The organism is Pseudomonas sp. RL_15y_Pfl2_60, from assembly GCF_963970595.1.
Classification (GTDB): domain Bacteria; phylum Pseudomonadota; class Gammaproteobacteria; order Pseudomonadales; family Pseudomonadaceae; genus Aquipseudomonas.
Genome location: NZ_CAXAOE010000002.1, coordinates 208785 through 226877, shown reverse-complemented (window position 1 = coordinate 226877; position 18093 = coordinate 208785). Strand labels below are relative to the sequence as shown.

At 55.7% G+C, this 18093-nt stretch carries 16 protein-coding genes, 2 pseudogenes and 1 riboswitch; of the genes and pseudogenes, 8 read left to right on the top strand and 10 right to left on the bottom strand.

Going from position 1 to position 18093, the window contains the following annotated elements; translation table 11 throughout:
- Positions 1 to 6: 6 nt before the first annotated feature.
- Complete coding sequence (locus AACY26_RS06200; RefSeq protein WP_339512083.1) at positions 7 to 2292, top strand: fatty acid cis/trans isomerase; 2286 nt, start codon at positions 7 to 9, stop codon at positions 2290 to 2292.
- Positions 2293 to 2333: 41 nt separating this feature from the next.
- Here AACY26_RS06200 and AACY26_RS06195 read toward each other — a convergent pair whose 3' ends face one another.
- Positions 2334 to 3071: a DUF1223 domain-containing protein gene (locus AACY26_RS06195; RefSeq protein WP_339512081.1), complete on the bottom strand. Its 738-nt coding sequence runs from the start codon at positions 3069 to 3071 to the stop codon at positions 2334 to 2336.
- Positions 3072 to 3224: 153 nt separating this feature from the next.
- On the opposite strand from AACY26_RS06195, the gene nfuA reads away from it, so the two are divergent.
- Positions 3225 to 3809, top strand: coding sequence for a Fe-S biogenesis protein NfuA (gene nfuA / locus AACY26_RS06190; RefSeq protein WP_010483868.1), 585 nt, complete (start codon positions 3225 to 3227; stop codon positions 3807 to 3809).
- A gap of 60 nt (positions 3810 to 3869) precedes the next feature.
- Here the strand turns inward: nfuA and AACY26_RS06185 are convergent, their stop codons facing one another.
- The 5 genes from AACY26_RS06185 to AACY26_RS06165 form a co-directional block, all read right to left on the bottom strand.
- Entirely contained in the window at positions 3870 to 5036 is a 1167-nt protein-coding gene (locus AACY26_RS06185) for an MFS transporter (RefSeq protein ID WP_339512079.1), read from the bottom strand.
- A 1-nt stretch (position 5037) separates the two neighbouring features.
- Positions 5038 to 5277 (bottom strand): DUF1272 domain-containing protein, encoded by a 240-nt coding sequence (locus tag AACY26_RS06180; RefSeq protein WP_339512077.1) that lies wholly within the window; start codon positions 5275 to 5277, stop codon positions 5038 to 5040.
- Between the two features lie 87 nt (positions 5278 to 5364).
- On the bottom strand, positions 5365 to 6360 hold the full coding sequence (locus tag AACY26_RS06175; protein WP_339512075.1) for a GlxA family transcriptional regulator: 996 nt from the start codon (positions 6358 to 6360) through the stop codon (positions 5365 to 5367).
- Between the two features lie 212 nt (positions 6361 to 6572).
- Complete coding sequence (locus AACY26_RS06170; RefSeq protein ID WP_339512073.1) at positions 6573 to 6842, bottom strand: hypothetical protein; 270 nt, start codon at positions 6840 to 6842, stop codon at positions 6573 to 6575.
- Between the two features lie 253 nt (positions 6843 to 7095).
- On the bottom strand, positions 7096 to 8175 hold the full coding sequence (locus AACY26_RS06165; RefSeq protein WP_339512071.1) for a patatin-like phospholipase family protein: 1080 nt from the start codon (positions 8173 to 8175) through the stop codon (positions 7096 to 7098).
- A 178-nt stretch (positions 8176 to 8353) separates the two neighbouring features.
- Here AACY26_RS06165 and AACY26_RS06160 point away from each other — a divergent pair, with 178 nt between their 5' ends.
- The 4 genes from AACY26_RS06160 to AACY26_RS06145 all read left to right on the top strand — a co-directional run bounded on the left by AACY26_RS06160 (position 8354) and on the right by AACY26_RS06145 (position 11041).
- A complete protein-coding gene (locus tag AACY26_RS06160; protein ID WP_339512069.1) occupies positions 8354 to 8662 on the top strand; it encodes a PepSY domain-containing protein in 309 nt (102 codons plus the stop codon).
- A gap of 64 nt (positions 8663 to 8726) precedes the next feature.
- On the top strand, positions 8727 to 9041 hold the full coding sequence (locus tag AACY26_RS06155) for a PepSY domain-containing protein (protein ID WP_339512067.1): 315 nt from the start codon (positions 8727 to 8729) through the stop codon (positions 9039 to 9041).
- Positions 9042 to 9710: a response regulator transcription factor gene (locus AACY26_RS06150; protein ID WP_339512065.1), complete on the top strand. Its 669-nt coding sequence runs from the start codon at positions 9042 to 9044 to the stop codon at positions 9708 to 9710.
- Positions 9707 to 11041 carry a sensor histidine kinase gene (locus tag AACY26_RS06145; protein WP_339512063.1) on the top strand — a complete coding sequence of 445 codons (1335 nt, stop codon included), beginning with the start codon at positions 9707 to 9709 and terminating at the stop codon, positions 11039 to 11041. The genes AACY26_RS06150 and AACY26_RS06145 overlap by 4 nt, the downstream gene beginning before the upstream one ends.
- A gap of 69 nt (positions 11042 to 11110) precedes the next feature.
- Here AACY26_RS06145 and AACY26_RS21360 read toward each other — a convergent pair.
- The 3 genes and pseudogenes from AACY26_RS21360 to AACY26_RS06135 all read right to left on the bottom strand — a co-directional run.
- Positions 11111 to 11626, bottom strand: a pseudogene (locus AACY26_RS21360) (methyl-accepting chemotaxis protein); the annotation flags it as partial.
- A 390-nt stretch (positions 11627 to 12016) separates the two neighbouring features.
- Positions 12017 to 13036, bottom strand: a pseudogene (locus tag AACY26_RS21355) (PDC sensor domain-containing protein); the annotation flags it as partial.
- Between the two features lie 446 nt (positions 13037 to 13482).
- A complete protein-coding gene (locus AACY26_RS06135; protein WP_339512059.1) occupies positions 13483 to 14079 on the bottom strand; it encodes an NADPH-dependent FMN reductase in 597 nt (198 codons plus the stop codon).
- 260 nt (positions 14080 to 14339) lie between these two features.
- Between AACY26_RS06135 and AACY26_RS06130 the strand changes: the two genes are divergently transcribed.
- Together AACY26_RS06130 and mntP are read left to right on the top strand one after the other, a co-directional pair.
- The gene (locus AACY26_RS06130; RefSeq protein WP_339512057.1) at positions 14340 to 15662 is read left to right on the top strand and encodes a Na+/H+ antiporter family protein; all 1323 of its coding nucleotides are present in this window, start codon (positions 14340 to 14342) and stop codon (positions 15660 to 15662) included.
- A 166-nt stretch (positions 15663 to 15828) separates the two neighbouring features.
- A riboswitch (yybP-ykoY riboswitch) is annotated at positions 15829 to 16000 on the top strand.
- A gap of 7 nt (positions 16001 to 16007) precedes the next feature.
- Complete coding sequence (mntP, locus tag AACY26_RS06125; RefSeq protein WP_339512055.1) at positions 16008 to 16571, top strand: manganese efflux pump MntP; 564 nt, start codon at positions 16008 to 16010, stop codon at positions 16569 to 16571.
- A 58-nt stretch (positions 16572 to 16629) separates the two neighbouring features.
- On the opposite strand, the gene nuoN is transcribed toward mntP, so the two are convergent.
- Positions 16630 to 18090: an NADH-quinone oxidoreductase subunit NuoN gene (gene nuoN / locus AACY26_RS06120; RefSeq protein WP_339512053.1), complete on the bottom strand. Its 1461-nt coding sequence runs from the start codon at positions 18088 to 18090 to the stop codon at positions 16630 to 16632.
- Between the last annotated feature and the right edge of the window lie 3 nt (positions 18091 to 18093).

Here is an 18093-nt window from a genome sequence, read left to right as displayed (position 1 = left end):
GTGGTAATGCAGCATCGTTCATTTATATCGGCATGTTTTGCCTTGTTCAGCCCTTTGTTGGCGGCAGAACAAATCTCCTACAGCAAAGATATTCAGCCGATCTTCACTAAAAACTGTGTTGCTTGCCATGCCTGCTATGACGCACCTTGCCAGCTCAAGCTTGAAAGCGGTGAAGGGGCAGAGCGCGGGGCCAGTCAGTCTCCGGTATATGACGGCGCGCGTAAAAAGGCGCAGGACCCTACGCGTTTGTTCTACGACGCCCATACCGTGACCGAGTGGCGTAACAAGGGTTTCAACTCGGTGCTCGATCAACAAGGCGGCCAAGCTGCATTAATGGCGCGCATGCTCAAGCTTGGGCACGACAACAATAGCTTTGTCCCAAACAGCAAATTGCCTGAAAAGCTCGACCTTGGCATCAACCGAGTCAACCAGTGCACCCTGCCTGGTGACTTTGATAAGTTTGCCGCTAAAAACCCGGCTGTCGGCATGCCGTTCGCAGTGACAGGTCTGACAGCTGAGGACTACCAAACCCTGCAGCGCTGGCTCGCCAGTGGGGCGCCTGTCGATAAGTCAGTACCGCTGGCCACGCCCGCAGAAATCGCCCAGGTGCAGGAGTGGGAGGAATTTCTCAACCAGCGTGGTGCGCGTGAGGAGTTGGTTTCACGCTGGTTGTACGAGCACCTGTTCCTTGCGCACCTGTACTTTGACGATGGCAAGACCCGGCACTTTTTCCAGTTAGTGCGCTCACGGACACCGAGCGGAAAACCGATTGATCCGATCGCTACCCGTCGTCCCAACGAAGACCCAGGCAATGAATTTTATTACCGCTTGGCGATGGTGCCCGATGTCATAGTGCACAAGACTCATATCACCTATGCGTTTAGCCGCAAGAAGATGGCGCATATCAAGTCGATGTTCTTTGATTCATCCTGGACGGCTGACGCCATACCCGGCTACGGTGCTCATCGCCGGGCCAATCCGTTCGAGACCTACAAGGCGATTCCGGCCGAGGCGCGTTATCAATTCATGCTCGATGACGCCGAGTATTTTGTCCGTACCTTTATTCGTGGCCCGGTTTGTCGAGGTCAAATTGCCACGGATGTGATCCGTGATAATTTCTGGACCTTCTTCCAGGACCCCAAGCACGACCTGTACATCACTGACCCGGAATATCGCGCAGAGGCAACGCCTTTGTTGGCGATGCCGGGGCAGTTTGATGACATTGGCAACCTCGTCAGTATGTGGGATGCCTATCACGACAAACGTAATGAGTACGAAGAGCTGCGCAGTGAACGTTATGAGGACGCGCCGCTACCGAGCTGGTCCAATATCTGGTCCGGAAATGATCAAGCCTTGTTGTCGATTTTTCGTCAGTTTGACAGCGCAACCGTGCGCCGTGGCCTGATCGGTGGCACTCCGCAAACCATGTGGTGGATGGATTATCCTCTGCTGGAGCGCACCTACTATCAACTGGTGGTCAATTTCGATGTGTACGGCAATGTCTCGCATCAAGCGCAAACCCGCCTGTACTTTGATTTGATCCGCAATGGCGCCGAGCAAAACTTCCTGCGCCTGATGCCTGCGGACTCACGCGAAGGCATATTGAAGGACTGGTACCGCGATAGCGGTCGCCTGAAGCTATGGTTCGACTACTATGAAAGTATCGACACCGATACCAAAACCGCGCTTTCGCTTGATCCCAAGCAACCCATGCGTGATTTTGCCAAACAGCTACTGGTGCGCGCAGGTGATTTGAATGCAGCGCCAGACCCTATAAATCGCTGCCCGGACGGCCATTGCTACCAAGCCAGTTCCGACCCGCAGATGCAACAAGCCGAGCAAGCATTAAGTCGCTTGGCGAATAGGCCTGCGGCCGGTCTCAAGGTTATTCATCAGTTACCAGAAGCGACAATGCTGCGCGTCGAAGAAGCCAGCGGCAAACGCAATATCTACAGCATCTTGCGCAACCGCATGCACAGCAACGTTGCCTTTATGGTAGGCGAAGGGCTGCGCTATGAACCTGGGCTGGATACCTTGACCATCTATCCAGGGGTCATGAGCAGCTATCCGAATTTTATCTTTAATGTCCCGGCGCAAGAGGTGCCGGAGTTTGTCAGCGCGCTAGAGCAAGCCAAGGATGCTGGCGCATTCGAAAGGGTGGTTGATCATTGGGGCGTTCGCCGCACCCATCCTGACTTCTGGCGCTACTTCCATGATCTGACGCGCTACATTCAGGAGACTGATCCAGTGCAGGCAGGTGTGCTGGACATGAACCGCTACGAAAATCTCTGAGTCATAATGGCCGCACAGAAACGCTGCGCGGCCACTGAGGCTTATTGGTCAATCCAGCCGCCGACGGCTTGATAAGGCGCCGGGTTACCCGATGCGCCAAGCCACGCAACCACCGCCTGGCGCTCACCACGCGGATCTTTATGCAGCTTGGTACGCCAGTGGTTGTCACTGACTGCGCTGACTTGTTGCAGGCTCAGAACCACAAAGTCGTGCTTGATGGTTTTGCCTGCGTTCTCGCCATTGGTGATCTGGGTGTCTATGCCGAAGCCAAGGCGAGCGACATAGAGGGTAAGCCCCTTGGGCGGTGTTTGCTCGGGCTTAAACGCTACTTCAACCTGATTGTCATCCAGGCTCAGTTGTAACCTGCCAACCGCTTTTTGTTGCTCAGGCAAGCGCAACGGTTGATTTTGAAACCAGCCACGCCATTCGTGACCTGCAACAACGAAGCCTGGCGTGTACACCGAGCGGGTGCCTCCGCTGCGCGCGTAGGCACGTTGCCGGGCGCTATAGCTCTGGTTGGCGAAGGGATCTTGCCAGCCGAGGTAATCCCAGTAGTCGACATGAAAGGCGAGGGGAATGACCTGCTTCCATAAATCCGGCGACTGAGTAAGGGATGACAACCATTTTTCAGCCGGCGGGCAAGAGCTGCAACCTTGAGAGGTATAGAGCTCTAGCACGCTGGTGGGTTGTTCGCTGCTGGTTAGCGTCTGCACCGAGCCTTGGGCCATTGTGCAACCCAGGAGCAAAACGGCGGGCCAAACTTGCCATGATTTGTTCATTGATCGGTGTCTCCACTCAGCCAGTGTGATGATAAAGACTGGACGGTTGAGGCACTGAGTTGTTACAGCCAAATTTAATCCGACAAAAATGCTCGGGCTTTATCAAATGGCCCCTGTTGGCGTACACTGCACCCATGTTTGCGAGGAGTTGCCATGAGCACTATTACTATTACCGACGCTGCCCACGATTATCTAGCTGATTTGCTGAGCAAGCAGGACACAGCGGGCATCGGCATTCGCGTATTTATTACCCAACCTGGCACCCAATATGCCGAAACCTGTATTGCCTATTGCAAGCCGGGTGAGCAGAAGCCTGAAGACACAGCACTGGGCCTGGCCAGCTTCACTGCCTGGATCGACGCAGTAAGCGAGCCGTTTCTGGAAGATGCCGTGGTTGATTACGCGACTGATCGCATGGGCGGCCAACTGACAATCAAGGCACCCAATGCCAAGGTGCCGATGGTCAATGAAGACAGCCCGATCAACGAGCGTATCAACTATTACCTGCAAACCGAGATCAACCCGGGCCTGGCCAGCCACGGCGGTCAGGTCAGCTTGATTGATGTGGTTGATGAAGGTATTGCCGTGCTGCAATTTGGCGGTGGTTGCCAAGGTTGTGGCCAGGCTGACCTGACGCTCAAGGAAGGTATCGAGAAAACCCTGCTTGAGCGGATTCCTGAGCTCAAGGGCGTCCGCGATGTAACCGATCACAGCAACAAAGAAAATGCTTACTACTAAGCAGTGATCGCAGTGAACAAAGGCGCCTTGATGGCGCCTTTGCTTTTGGTGCTGAACGGCTTATGCCAGTTGCGTGCGCCGACTGGGGATCAGCATCAAGAGTACGATGACAATCAGCGGCAAAATGCTGATATTGACGGCATTCCAACCAATTGTGCTGATCAAGGCACCAGAGGCAAATGAAGCACTGGCTGCCATTGAGCCATTGCTCAACTCCATCAAACCTTGGGCATGACCTCGCTCAGTTGGTGTATGTCCCTGGGCGAGTAGGGTGGTTCCAGCGATCAACATCAGGTTCCAGCCCAGGCCGAGCAAGAACGAGCTGATCAAGAAATGGTCGCGAGCGATACCGTTCATGGCAATAGCCGCACTGACTAACAACACGCCGCTGCCGATCACGGCCACCCGCCGACTCCCCAGCGTATCGACCAAGCGCCCAGCGACAAATGCCGGCAGGAACATACCAAGCATGTGCCATTGCATAACCAATGCACTGGTTTCCAGGGACAGACCGCATCCACGCATCGCCAGCGGTGTGGCATTCATCACCAGAATCATCAAGCCATGGCCAATTGCAGTTGTGGCAATTGCAGCGCGTACCACGGGTCTGCGTAGCAGATCATGCATGGCTGACCAACCGCCGGTACTGGCTGTTGGCACTGCCCCCTGCGGCAGCTTACTGAGCACGCCAGCGGCGACAAGCGCTAACACTGCCATCATCAAGTAAGCTCCGGTGAATGGCGTAGCCAATGCGTTTTTTGACCAAAGCGCCAGGCTCGGTGCAATCAGAGCAGCAACCACACCGCCGCCGACTACATAGGCGCTGGCACGCCCTTTGGTTGATTCGGGAACCGCCTCCAGTGCGGCGAAGCGGTAGTACATAGCCGATGCCTGATAGGCGCCGATGGGCAGAGCGCCAATGCACAAAATAGTGAAATCGCCGAGCCAGACACCCAGAGCACTGATCAGCCCGCCCAGGACTCCGCAACCCGCGCCGAGCAGCAGGCCTGCACGCCTGCCGTTGCGCTGCATGTATAGCGACAGCGGCTGCACCGCCAACAAGTTACCCAGCACCAGTAAAGCCAGCGGCAAAGTCGCCAAAATGTTCAAAGGCGCTAGCTGCAGGCCAATTAACGCGGTCAAGGTGATGCCAATCATCGAGCAGCACCAATACAGGGCCTGGCAAATGAATAAACGCGCAATGGTTGGCTGCATGATCAATAGCATGTCAGTAATCTCCCTGAGATAGGCCCGGACAGCTTTGCAGTGCAGTGCTTTGTGGCGGTTTTTCAATTGCCCGGCGCGGGCGCGCTACGAGTTCACCTGAGCAGTTTGGGCACTTGAGTTGCAAATGCTCAGTGGCGCAGTCGCGGCAAAAGGTGCATTCATATGAGCAGATAAATGCAGCATCACTGTCTCCGGGCAGCTCACGGGCACAGGATTCGCAGTTTGGGCGTAATTCGAGCATGGAAAGTCCTTACCTCACAGTTGTGAAGCATCAGTGGTGGATCAGCAGGGGATTGGTCGGACGCTATGCGCGGCCAAGACAAGCTAGTCAGGTAAAGCGCTGGGCATATTCCTGCGGACTTACCGACAAATGCTTCTGGAACGTGCGGCGCAGGTTTTCAGGATGACCAAACCCCGTAAGCCTGGACACCGTACTGATCGAAGCCTGTGCGTCTTGCAGTAGGTTGCGTGCGGCCTCTAACCGGACTTTTTCGACGTATTTGCCGGGGCCAACGCCAAGTTCCTGGATAAACACCCGTGACAGCGTCCGTGGCGTCATACAGGCTTGCGCGGCTAGGACCTCAAGGCTCAAGTCTTCACCGATTCGAGTCGGAATCCAATCAAGCAGCGCCGCTAAGCGCGGTGTCCGGCTTGGTTCCGGGCTGAGCAGGGCGCTGAACTGCGCTTGACCGCCTGGGCGGCGCAGAAACATTACCAGCCGGCGAGCAACTGCGAGTGCCATTACCCGGCCCAAATCGGCTTCGATCAAGGCCAGCGCCAAGTCAATTCCTGCGGTCACACCTGCAGAGGTAAAAAGATGGGCGTTGCCCTGTGTGTCGCGGGCGTCATAGGTATGCAATTGGTCAGCGAGTACTTCGATATTCGGGTGATTACGCCGTAAGGTCTCAACGTCGGCCCAATGCGTAGTGGCGCGGTGGCCATCAAGCAGGCCACTCGCAGCCAGAATCAATGCGCCGGAGCAGACTGAGCCAAGCCTGCGGATCTGTGGTTCGCTCGCCCGCAACCAGGCCAGTAGTCGCTGATTGCAAACTTGCTGTTGCTCACCAATGCCGCCAGGAATCAGCAGTGTATCGATTTCCTTGGCCTGGATTTCATCCAGTGCCCGCTCGGCAATAACCTCGATCCCGGCAGATGTGCGGATGGGACCCGCCTGCTGAGCGAGCAGCAGGGGGCGGTAATACGCTGGCAAGCCCTGGCGCTGGCGTTCAACGTTTGCGGAGGCGAAGACCTGCAATGGGCCTATTGCATCAAGGCTCATGAAGTCGGGATAGATCAGGCAGGCAATTGTTTTAAGCGCATCCATGGGGCTTTCCAATCAAGATTGGCTCGATGAGCGATGGATGCAGTGTCGCTCAATGGCTATTTGGCAACAAGGACAGTAATCCCACAGATATTGCCAAATATCCTGATCAAGAAATGGCTGCCTCGGCAGAGACAGGCAAATATTCAGGCCCCGCTGCGCTCAAGGATAAACTGAACGGCGCAGCGGTAGCCTGATGAGAGGCAGGCGGAAGATTAAGCCGGCATGCTCCAAGGTGCGAGGTCGAAGCCTTTACGGCTCAACTCTTCACGAGATTCTGTAAGCACCTTGGCCAGTAGCTCAGGGTTGCTGTATGTGCTGCTCGACAGCTTGGTACGGCCCAGTAGGCGCGTGCTGGTGTGGTCGAGGATGGTCAGTGTCAGCTCGTCAGAGCCGTTTTGTGGCGACCAGGCGACACAGTGGAACGGTTGGAAGGCGCGGTCGACAATCAGTAGTGCTTCGTTGCAACGCAATTGTGCGTCCATTGGGTCAGTGACTCCTAGTTAGTCCCAAAAATGTGAAAGCCAGCAAGAGCGCGTCTTTACTGACTCTTCACAGTGTTGATGACGGGTGTTGACCCAGAAGTCACATATCAGTTCGAAAAAAGATGGATTTTTGCATTAAAAGTGTGTTTGCACTGATCAGCGGCAATAAAACGCGAAATTTTCCGCTTTTTATTGGCCTATTTAGCTTGCTCGAAACAGGGTTAATCAAAGGCTTACCCGAGAGTCTTGAGATTCAAAGTGGGATCAACCGAGCGTTCAATTGGGCAGTCTCGGTCAGTTCTAGGAATTCATCGCCCAGGCGCTGGCTTTCTTGCATAGCGATGCGCCAATAGCGCTCACGACTGGTATCGTCCCCAAGGAAGCGGGTGAAGTCTTTACGATCTGGTAGTTTGCCGTAGGGCAGCTTGGCCAGGTACTCGCTTGAGGGGGCGAGCAACACCACATTCTTCAGCCGCTCGCTATCACCGCGACGCCATGGCATGGTTTTGTCGAACCAGCCCGGGATGACCTTGTCGGTGAAGTGCGGATACAAGACGATATCGTCGCCGTTATACGGCAGGTCCAGGTGGTAATCGAGCAAGCCGCCATCGCGATAGGTGCCGTCTCCAGCTCCCGGAATATTGCGTACGCCTTCCATCACCATTGGGATAGAGCCTGATGCCAATAGGGCGTGGCGCAGGTTGTTAACATCAAGGGGCAAATAGCGCGAAGGGAAATCGGTCAGCGGATGGAGGGGCGGGGCAAGCCTGGCATCGTGCAGAATGACTCGCTCGAAATGGCGGGCCAGTCGCGACCGCGCCAACAGGTTGTTGCCGATAACCGATGACAACCCCAGGCCGAGTACGCCGCGATGATCGTGAGCTAGCAGGCCGTGGCTTTTGACCACGACAATATTCAGCCGGTAATTGGGATTATCCAATACTGCCGCGTCCTGGCCTTCGAGCAACTCATCGAGCATGACCCGGCAACTCTGCGAGATTTCAGCCATGGTCACGCCCTTGGCGAAACGCTGCGAAGTGTAGAGTTCGCCCAGGCGGCGTATCCCTTGCGCCGCATCCGGGAGGCAGGCGCTGGCAAACCGCCAGGAACCAATAGAGGCGCCGATCAGCGAGCGCTCACGCGGCGCTTTCGGTAGCCATTCGCCGAACAAGGCCAGATCAAGTCCCTGAATTCCCAGCGCCTTCGGGCCGCCTGCTGCGCCCGGCAAAATACCAATATCCGCAGGCTGTAAGCCGCGCTCACGAATACGAGCGATGGCGCGTGTGCCTGCTTTAACAGTCAAGGCAGGGGCTTTGATAATAATCGCGCTCATGTTGGTCTCCATCACGCAAGGCAGCGATTATAGAGCCCATGGCGCACAGGCCAAGTGGCTTCACGAGGTGAATGGCCGGCTCTTAGTTTATTTACTGCCGGATAGGCTTATTCAGCTTGGCTTAAGTCAAGCTGGGTAAGCTGGCCAACATCAACAGTAACCCTATGGGGGACCGACTATGAAACGCTTTACGACTGTTGGCATGATTGCCGTGCTCGGGCTCTGTGCTGGCATCGCCAACGCCCGTGACCTGGGCCCGGATGAAGCGGTAAAATTGCGTGATGCGGGGACCATCAAGGATTTCCAGTCGCTCAACGAAAGTGTGTTGAAGCTGCATCCTGGTGGCCGCATTAGCGAAACCGAACTTGAGCAAGAATACGGCAAGTATATTTATCAGCTTGAAGTCATGGATAAAGACGGCATCAAATGGGATGTTGAGATGGATGCCACTACAGGCAAAATGCTAAAAAATCATCAGGACGATTAAATACACTTCGGGCCTGCGTCCGGCTGCAATGGCTATCGGCGCTACCTTTTTCAGAGGTTTCCTAATGAAAGTCCTGGCTAAAATGTTCCTGCTGACAGGGTTGCTTGCACTGACCCTGTCGCAGGGCGCCTATGCACGCGACCTCGATCAGGATGAAGCTTTGCGTCTACGCCGAGAGGGTGTGATACAGCCTCTTGAGCAGCTTATGCGCCCCGCGATGGAACGTTACCCGCAAGCGACCTTGCTGGAAGCCGAGCTTGAGGAAGAGGATGATGTACTTGTTTACGAAATCGAACTCCTGACCCAGCAAGGCCAGGTGCGTGAACTGGAACTGGATGCCCGGGATGGGCGAATCTTGAAGGATGAGGAAGACGACTGAATGCGCCTGTTGCTGGTAGAAGACCATGTACCTTTGGCCGATGAATTACTCGCCAGCTTGACTGCGCAAGGTTATGCCGTTGATTGGCTGGCCGATGGCCGCGATGCGGTTTACCAAGGGGCGAGCGAACCCTATGACTTGATAATCCTGGACTTGGGGTTGCCTGGCCTGCCAGGGCTTGACGTGTTGCAGCAATGGCGCAGTGGCGCGCTGGCAACGCCGGTTCTGATTCTGACCGCCCGCGACTCCTGGTCTGATCGTATCGCGGGCCTCAAAGCCGGTGCGGATGATTACCTGAGCAAACCTTTTCACCCTGAAGAACTGCAGCTACGCATCCAGGCGCTGCTGCGTCGCGCTCGTGGCCTGGCCAACCAGCCACAGCTCGAAGCCGCGGGCCTGCAGCTTGATGAGGGACGGCAAAGCGTTGTCAGTCAAGGCGCCGAGATTGACCTCACCGCTGCCGAGTTTCGTTTGTTGCGCTACTTCATGATGCACCCGGGTAAAATTCTCTCCAAAAGCCACTTGGCCGATCATTTGTACGACGGTGAAACCGAGCGCGACTCCAACGTGATTGAAGTACACGTCAACCATCTGCGCCGAAAGCTCGGCCGGGAAGTGATCGAAACCCGGCGCGGCCAAGGCTACCGTTTCGGCAGTGCCAGCGCTTGAGATCTATTCAACGGCGTTTGAGCTTGGGGCTTGTCGCGGTTCTGGTGGTCGTTGGGTTACTGCTGGCACAAGCTCTGTTATGGGTGTTCGAGCACAGCCTGCGCGAGCAAATAGAGGTCAGGCTCAAAGATGAAGCAGAGTCGCTGATCGTTGCAATGGTGCGCGGCCCACAAGGCTTTCAACTGAGCGAACAACGCCTGAGCGCAGCCTACAAACGCCCATACTCTGGGCTGTATTTCCGCATTGATTTCGCTGACACAACCTGGCGTTCGCGCTCCTTGTGGGACAGCGAGTTGCAGCCAGGGAAAAAGCCCGGGTTGCAGGATGGCTTGAGCGAAGGCCCACAAGACCAACAGTTGCTGACTTATCGAGGCGACTATCAACGCTTCGGTCAGAAACTGGTCATCTATGTGGCTGAGGACTACACGCCCATTCTGAAAAGCGTGCGCGACGTACAGGTCATCGGCCTGGGACTCGGGCTCGGGGCCTTGCTGCTGATCCTGATCCTGCAGCGCAGTATCGTGCGTCGGGCATTTAGGCCGCTGGAGAATACCCGTAAGCAGATTGCCCAATTGCAGCAAGGCCAGCTCAATGAATTGGACAGCCAGGTACCGGTTGAGCTGGAACCGTTGGTCGAGCAGATCAACCATCTGCTGGCGCATACCGAAGAAACGCTGCGCCGCTCACGTAATGCATTGGGCAATCTTGGCCATGCATTGAAAACCCCGCTTGCAGTATTGGTTAACCTGTCATCGCGCAGCGAGCTTGAAGCCCATCCAGCGCTACGCAAGAAGCTCGAAGAAGCACTTGAGCAAATCGAGCAGCGGCTGAGTCGTGAGCTGAATAAAGCCCGGCTTGCCGGCGAGGCATTGCCCGGTGCCCATTTTGATTGCGCAGCAGAGCTGCCCGGTTTGTTCAGCACCCTGCAGATGATTCACAACCGTGGTTTACAGCTCGATTGGCAGGCACCCACGGGGCTGCGCCTGCCTTGGGATCGTGAAGACCTGCTTGAGCTGTTGGGTAACTTGCTTGATAACGCCTGTAAGTGGGCTGAATCCAAGGTGCAGTTGCAGGTTAGCCAGAGTAGCGATGGTTATCGTCTGCTTATTGAGGATGACGGCCCTGGTATCAATGCCGAACGCCGCGAAGATGTGCTCAACCGCGGGATTCGCCTTGACGAACAAGTCAGCGGCCATGGATTGGGGTTGGGGATTGTGCGCGATATCGTTGATGCCTGGGGCGGTGATATTTCCTTGGGAGAAAGCACGCTGGGTGGCTTGAGTGTATGCATCCTGCTGCCGTCCCGGCGCTTGGCGATCAAACCCAGATAATATCCAGCCGCGCCTGTTGTCGCAGGCATGCGGTTATCCGTGATGCACGGATAACCGCTCACAACCAGTTTAAACGCGGAATTGATCCATCAGGCTTTGTTGCTGGTTGGCCAGGCGATTGAGATCCTGGCTGACTTGGGCGGATTCATCTGCCTGGCTGGTGATCGACTCGGTGACATCGCGGATGGAGGCCACGTTGCGATTGATTTCCTCCGCCACCGAGCTTTGCTCTTCAGCGGCACTGGCAATCTGCAGGTTCATATCGGTAATGATGCTCACCGCCTCGCTGATGCGCTGCAGTGCGGCAACCGCATGCTCAACTTGCTCGACACTGCCTTGAGCCTGGCGGTGACTGCTGTTCATGGTGCTGACCACTTCACGGGTGCCGCTCTGCAGACCTTCGATGACCTGACGAATTTCCTCGACTGAGTCCTGGGTGCGCTTGGCCAGGCTGCGCACTTCATCGGCAACCACGGCAAAGCCTCGGCCGGCTTCACCGGCGCGTGCGGCTTCAATCGCGGCATTGAGCGCCAGAAGATTGGTTTGCTCGGCGATGGAGCGAATCACTTCAAGCACCGAACCGATCTGGTCACTGCTGGCTGCCAGTCCTTCGACTTCTTGCATGGCGACGCTCATCTCATTGGCGAGCAACTCGATGGATGAGGTGGTTTTATCGATAACGCCGAGCCCATCACGGGTTGCATGATCAGCACTGCGCGCAGCCTCGGCGGCTTGCGCTGCGTTTTGTGCGACATCATGGGCGGTGGCGCTCATTTCCTGGAATGCTGTTGCAACCTGGTCAACTTCGCGGAACTGCTGTTGCATGCCGGCGCTGGTCTGGCTGGCTATCGACGCCGACTGGTCGGCGGTCGCCCGAGCGTCTACGACGCTGCGCTTCACCTCGGCGATGATCGGTTGCAACTTATCGAGGAAACGGTTGAACCAGCTCGCAAGCTCGCCGAGTTCATCCTGTTTGGTGTAGTTCAGGCGTTTGGTCAGATCACCTTCACCGCTGGCAATGTCCTTGAGCATGGTCGAGACACCAATGATCGGACGCGTCACGCCACGAGCGGTCAGCCACATCAGGAGCAGGCCGAGCACTGCCGCAACCAAACCAATGAGCAGGGCTACCGTGCTGTCTTGTGTGCTGCGCTCATCAAGCTGAGCTTGGAGCTTCAGGGCAGGGGCCAGCAAAACCTGTTCCGGTACCTGAATCATCACGCTCCAGGGTTTGGCTTCAGGAATCGGCTTGAATGGCTCGACCACACGCAGCATCTCGGCTTGGTGCAACGCGGCTGATTTCCCGGCGCTAATCAGTGCCTGGATTTCGTTGCTTTGCTCTGGAAAGGCTTTGTCCAGCGACTTGCTGAGCATGCTGGCGTCTAGACTGTGGCCAGCAATCAAACCTGCTGGGCTAAATATGCTGACGTGCGCCTGGCCGTCGTAAAGCTCGCTGCTGGCCTGCGTGCTCAGTTGTTGAAGGCTATCGAGGCTGATATCAAGGCCGACCACACCTATTACCTTGCCCTCGACTTGAAGCGGGAATGCAATGCTGGTCATCAGTACTTGCTTGCCCGCTACATCATCGAAATAGGGCTCCAGCACGCACGCTTGGGCGGTGTCGCGCGGGCAGGTGTACCAAGCGTTGTACGGGTCGCCGCTAGGGCCTGTCTCGGTTTTATTGAGGTCTTCTTCAGGCAGGGTTTCCGACTCAAGCTGGCCGGGTGTGGACTGTGACCAGTACAAGGAAAACCGGCCTTTTTCATTGCTACCCAACTCGGCTTGATCGGAGAACAACTCGTCTTTGCCATCCAGGGCGTTGGGTTCGAATATCAGGTACAAGCCAAGAATCGCCGGGTTTGCTTCAAGGCTGGTGCGTACCTGGCGGGTAAGGTCTTCACGCAGGTCAAAGGCATCGAGGAAGCGTTTCTCGGCTTGTTCGCGAAGGAATAGAATCTGCCGAGAAAACCCCTTGCCGTATTGGTAGGAGTCCATGAAGTAGCGCTGGATGCGAATCGCTTGCAGTTCCCCGCGCGATTCAAGGCGCAATTCGGCACTGTCTTTAAGCATCTCGCTGCTTGATGCGCTGACCAGGTCGGCACTCTGCTTAGCTTGATAAAGTGATGCGCCTACCAGCAAAGTCACAATTGCCACCAGGCATAGCCCTGCAAGTAGAGTGATTTTGAGCTGGATCGAGAGCCGGTTGAACATCATGCAGTGTTCCTTTGTGAAAACCTTGGATACCGAACTATCGGCTAGATACTGGGTTTCTTGATAAGAAATTCATCTGCATGACTGTTTTATTGAATTCGAACCAAATGCAACGGGAAACGCACGATCAAGACATTCAAATTCACGCTTTTTTGCAGTTTCACTCGGGCTGTAAACACTAAAAAGCCCGGCATCAACCGGGCTCTTGGCAATGGGTTGTGACAGCCTGCCTACATGCCGTTGCTGAACGCTGCTTGCGACATGTCGATGGATTCGCGTACAGGCTTGAGTGCCTGGGCGTATTTACCAAGGATGTCGAGGCTGTAGTCAATCCGCGCACGAATGCGCTGATCATCCTCGGACTGTGGTTCAGGCATGTTCAGCACTTGCTCGGCATGACGCACAATCAAGTGTTCAGGCAGATAGCACAGCCGGCAGTTTTTGTAGCTCGACGCGCGCAGTTCACTGATCGGGGAACTGCCGCCAATCCCTGACGAAACACCAACTAGCAACCCAGGCTTGTGTGCGAGCTCAGCTTTGCTGGCGTAGATAAAGAAGTTCTTGATCGCTGGACAAGCCATGCCGTTCCATTCAGGCGCAACGATGATAACGGCATCAGCGCTTTTCAGTTGCTGGCTGAATAATCCCCATGGACCATCATCTTCAGCAGGCCAAAGTGGCAAAGGTGCAAGTCCAAGGTCGATGACCTGGCTTTGCGTCTCGCTGGTCAGGCCAAGATGCATCAGGCGCTTGCGAAGAAATCGCGCCACCTTTCCTGATTGACTGTTATTGCGACTGGAACCGGCGACTACGGCGATATTAAGCATGCAGCACTCCCTGTATAGAAAGATGCAGGCTAGCGAGTAAATGGGTGGAGCGGCAAGTGTGCAAACGCCAATTGAACTGGCTTATTAGGCCAGGCCGTTGCTGTGGTTGGTTTTCGAGGGCTGCAAATAGCCATAACCACCAGCGGGCGAGAAGTTTTGACAGCCTAGGGTTGATGCGGCAGAGTAGCCGCCTTTTTTTGCGGATCGCCGAATCAAAGGCGTATTCCGGTGAATTCTAGTCGAGCTCTAGGGAGCAATTGATGAACGCAGTCATAGCAGCGGTCGGCATCATGCTGATCCTCAGTTTGTGCAGGGTGCACGTGGTGGTGGCGTTGATCGTCGGCGCGTTGGCCGGTGGCATGATTGGCGGTCTCGGCCTCAATGGTTCACTTGAGGCATTCAACAACGGGCTTGGCGGCGGTGCAACGGTCGCCTTGTCATACGCATTGCTGGGTGCCTTTGCGGTGGCGATTGCCAAGTCAGGCATGGCCCATGCGTTGGCCGACAAGGCTGTGGCATTGGTCGGCGGAAAAGATCAAGGTGGTGCAACCGGAACCTTGAAGTGGATGTTGATTGCATTGCTGCTGTGCGTGGCGATTGCGTCGCAGAACGTGTTGCCGATTCATATTGCGTTTATTCCGCTGCTGGTACCGCCGCTGCTTTATATCTTGAGCAAAATGCAGCTCGATCGGCGTTTGATTGCCTGCGTCCTGACCTTTGGCTTGGTCACGCCCTATATGTTCTTGCCGGTTGGTTTTGGCGGGATTTTTCTCAATGAAATCCTGCTGGCCAACGTGGCTAAAGCCGGGGTCGATATCAAGGGCATCAGCGTGACCCATGCCATGGCGCTGCCTGCGCTGGGGATGTTCTGCGGGTTGCTGGTTGCTGTACTGTTTAGCTACAGCAAAAAACGCGTCTATGACCTTGAGAAGATCGAACAGGTCGAGCGTGTCGAGGTTAAGTACAATCCGCGCAGCTTGTTAGTGGCAGCGGTAGCTGTCGCTGTGGCGTTTGTCGTGCAGCTCTGGCTGGACTCGATGATCATCGGAGCACTGGCCGGTTTTGTGGTGTTTTCAGTGTCTGGCGTAGTGCGTTGGAAAGAGGCCGACGGCCTGTTCACTGAAGGCATGAAGATGATGGCCATGATTGGTTTCATCATGATTGCCGCCGCCGGTTTTGCCGAGGTGATGAAGGCCACAGGCGACGTCAAGCACCTGGTTGACGATGCCGCCGCGCTAATCGGAAATAACAAGGGCGTAGGTGCCTTGCTGATGCTATTGGTCGGCTTGCTGGTGACCTTGGGGATTGGCTCGTCGTTTTCGACCGTGCCAATTATCGCTGCGATCTTTGTTCCGCTGGGACTGCAACTGGGTTTTAGCCCGCTGGCGATTGTCAGCATTGTTGGTACTGCCGGTGCTTTGGGTGATGCGGGTTCACCCGCATCCGACTCAACCCTGGGGCCGACCTCGGGCTTGAACATCGACGGCCAGCACAACCATATCTGGGACAGCGTGGTGCCTACATTCCTGCACTACAACATACCGCTGCTGGTATTCGGCTGGATTGCAGCAATGGTGCTTTGACGCATTAAATGCGTTGACCTGTAATCGGTAATTAACGCGGTGGCCAAGTAATTGGCCGCCGCGTTTTTGCATTGGCTTGCGAAGCTGTGGCCGAAGGCTACACCCAGCTCGCAGGTATCCGGTCAGGCTTTGGGTCTGGCCATTTTCTGCTCAAGAAGCTATACTTTTCGCCCTTGTTGGGGAGTAGCCTGCTCTTGACCTGCGGTCATAGAGCGTTCGTATCAACATTCTCGGCAGCATGCCGTGGTACGAACACCTTCTGGTTGGCGAGACCAGCGATGCATCCATGCCTAAAGTCGGGCGTGTGGTTGCGTCGTTGTCTCATAGCCCGACTGGATATTAATCGTGAATCCCATTTCCTTATTTTTTCTTGCCATGGCCATGTCAACGGACGCTTTTGCAGCGGCTCTTGGTAAAGGCGCCAGTCTGCATAACCCGCGTTTAAGCGAAGCCCTGCGAACAGGCCTGATCTTTGGTGTGATTGAAGCGATTACACCGGTCATCGGCTGGAGCATTGGCCAGGTTGCCAGCCAATACGTTGAGCGCTGGGATCACTGGATTGCATTCACCTTGCTCATGGTGTTGGGTCTGCACATGATCTACAACGGTCTTCAGCACGATGATGAGTCTGTTGAAAAGCCTAATCAACACTCCTTCCTGATCTTGGCAGTGACCGCCTTTGCCACCAGCATTGACGCTCTGGCAGTCGGCGTAGGCCTGGCTTTTATAGATGTAAATATCTGGATAGCGGCTGCGTCTATCGGCCTTGCCACGACCGTAATGGTCACTATTGGCGTGATGCTCGGTCGCATGCTCGGCAATGCAGTTGGCAAGCGTGCGGAAATGATTGGCGGTGTTGTTCTTATGCTGGTTGGCGCGGCGATTCTTTACGAGCATCTGGCTGTGTAATCAGGGCGTAAACAAAAATGGAGACCAATGGGTCTCCATTTTTATGCAACAGCTCGGCCTAGCCGATGCTGAACTGCGCGAGCAGGGTCAGTAATGGCTGCGGGTAAACGCCGAGGAAGAATGCCAAGAAGGCAACCACCATCAGCATCACGCCGCCTGCGCGTTGACCCCAGTCGAACGGTGCGTCATGGCGATGCAGGTTAGGCTCTACCAGGAACAAGGTCACCATGACCCGCAGGTAATAGAACACACCAATCGCACTGCCGAGCACCAGCGCTCCGAGCAGCCACCATTGTTGCGACTCAACACCGACGCCGATGATGTAGAACTTGCCGATAAAGCCTGCGGTGAGCGGAATACCCGCCAGCGAGAGCATCATTACCGTCAGCACCGCAGTCAGGTACGGGCGTCGCCAGAACAGGCCACGGTACTCGTATAACGCGTCCGCATCGCGGCCTTTAAAGGGGGTCGACATCAAGGTGATAACACCGAAGGCGCCAAGTGTCGTCAGCACATACATGGCCAGGTAAACCGCCACCGCTTCAATCGCCAGGCCGTTGCTGGCGATCAGGGCGATGAGCAAATAGCCGAAGTGTGCGATGGATGAATAACCAAGCAGACGTTTGATGTTGTTTTGCAACAGCGCCAGCAGATTGCCGAACAGAATCGAGGCGATGGCGAGCACCGTCAGCAAGTCTGTTAGCCAGCCGCCATTTGCCGCCGGTGAGACTTCGTAGAGGCGCAATAGCACGGCGAACACGGCCACCTTGCTAGCGGTCGCCAAGAAAGCGGCCACTGGGGCAGGGGCGCCCTCATAGACATCTGCTGTCCACAGGTGGAAAGGCACCAGCGACAACTTGAAGGCCAAGCCGACCAGCATCATGCCAAAGCCAATCTCAACCAACAGGTTCGGGGCGCCACCGGCCACCACTTGACCAATACCGGCGAAGCTCATGCTGCCAGAGTCGGCATAGAGCAGTGCCATGCCGAACAACAGGAAGGCCGAGCCCGCCGCCGAGAGCACCATGTATTTGATACCGGCTTCCAGCGAGCGCTTGTTGAAGAAAGCGTAGGCGATCATCCCGTAACTTGGCACCGACAACAGCTCAAGACCAATAAACAGGCCCGCCAGATGCTGGGCGCTGACCAGGACCAAGCCGCCTGCAGCGCTGAGCAGGATCAGCAGGTACAGCTCTTCGCGGTTGCCGGGGTAGCCTTTGCCAGATTCCCCGCCCAGATAGGCATGAATCAAGGTCACGCAGGCAAGGGTCGATGCCAGCACCAATACCATGTAGAAACAGGCGAATTTATCGACCATCAACAGCGGCGTGACCTGTAACGGGGCAACGCTGATGGCGGCAAACACTGAAAGCAGTGCCAGATTCAGGCCAATGACCGAGATGCCAAAGGTCATGGCGTGATTGCGCTTCCAGGCGATTCCCAGCATGACCGCGACAATAGTCAGGCTGGTGATCAGCAACGGCAGCAGGGCGAGTAGATGTTGAGTCGTGAAGTCCATAAA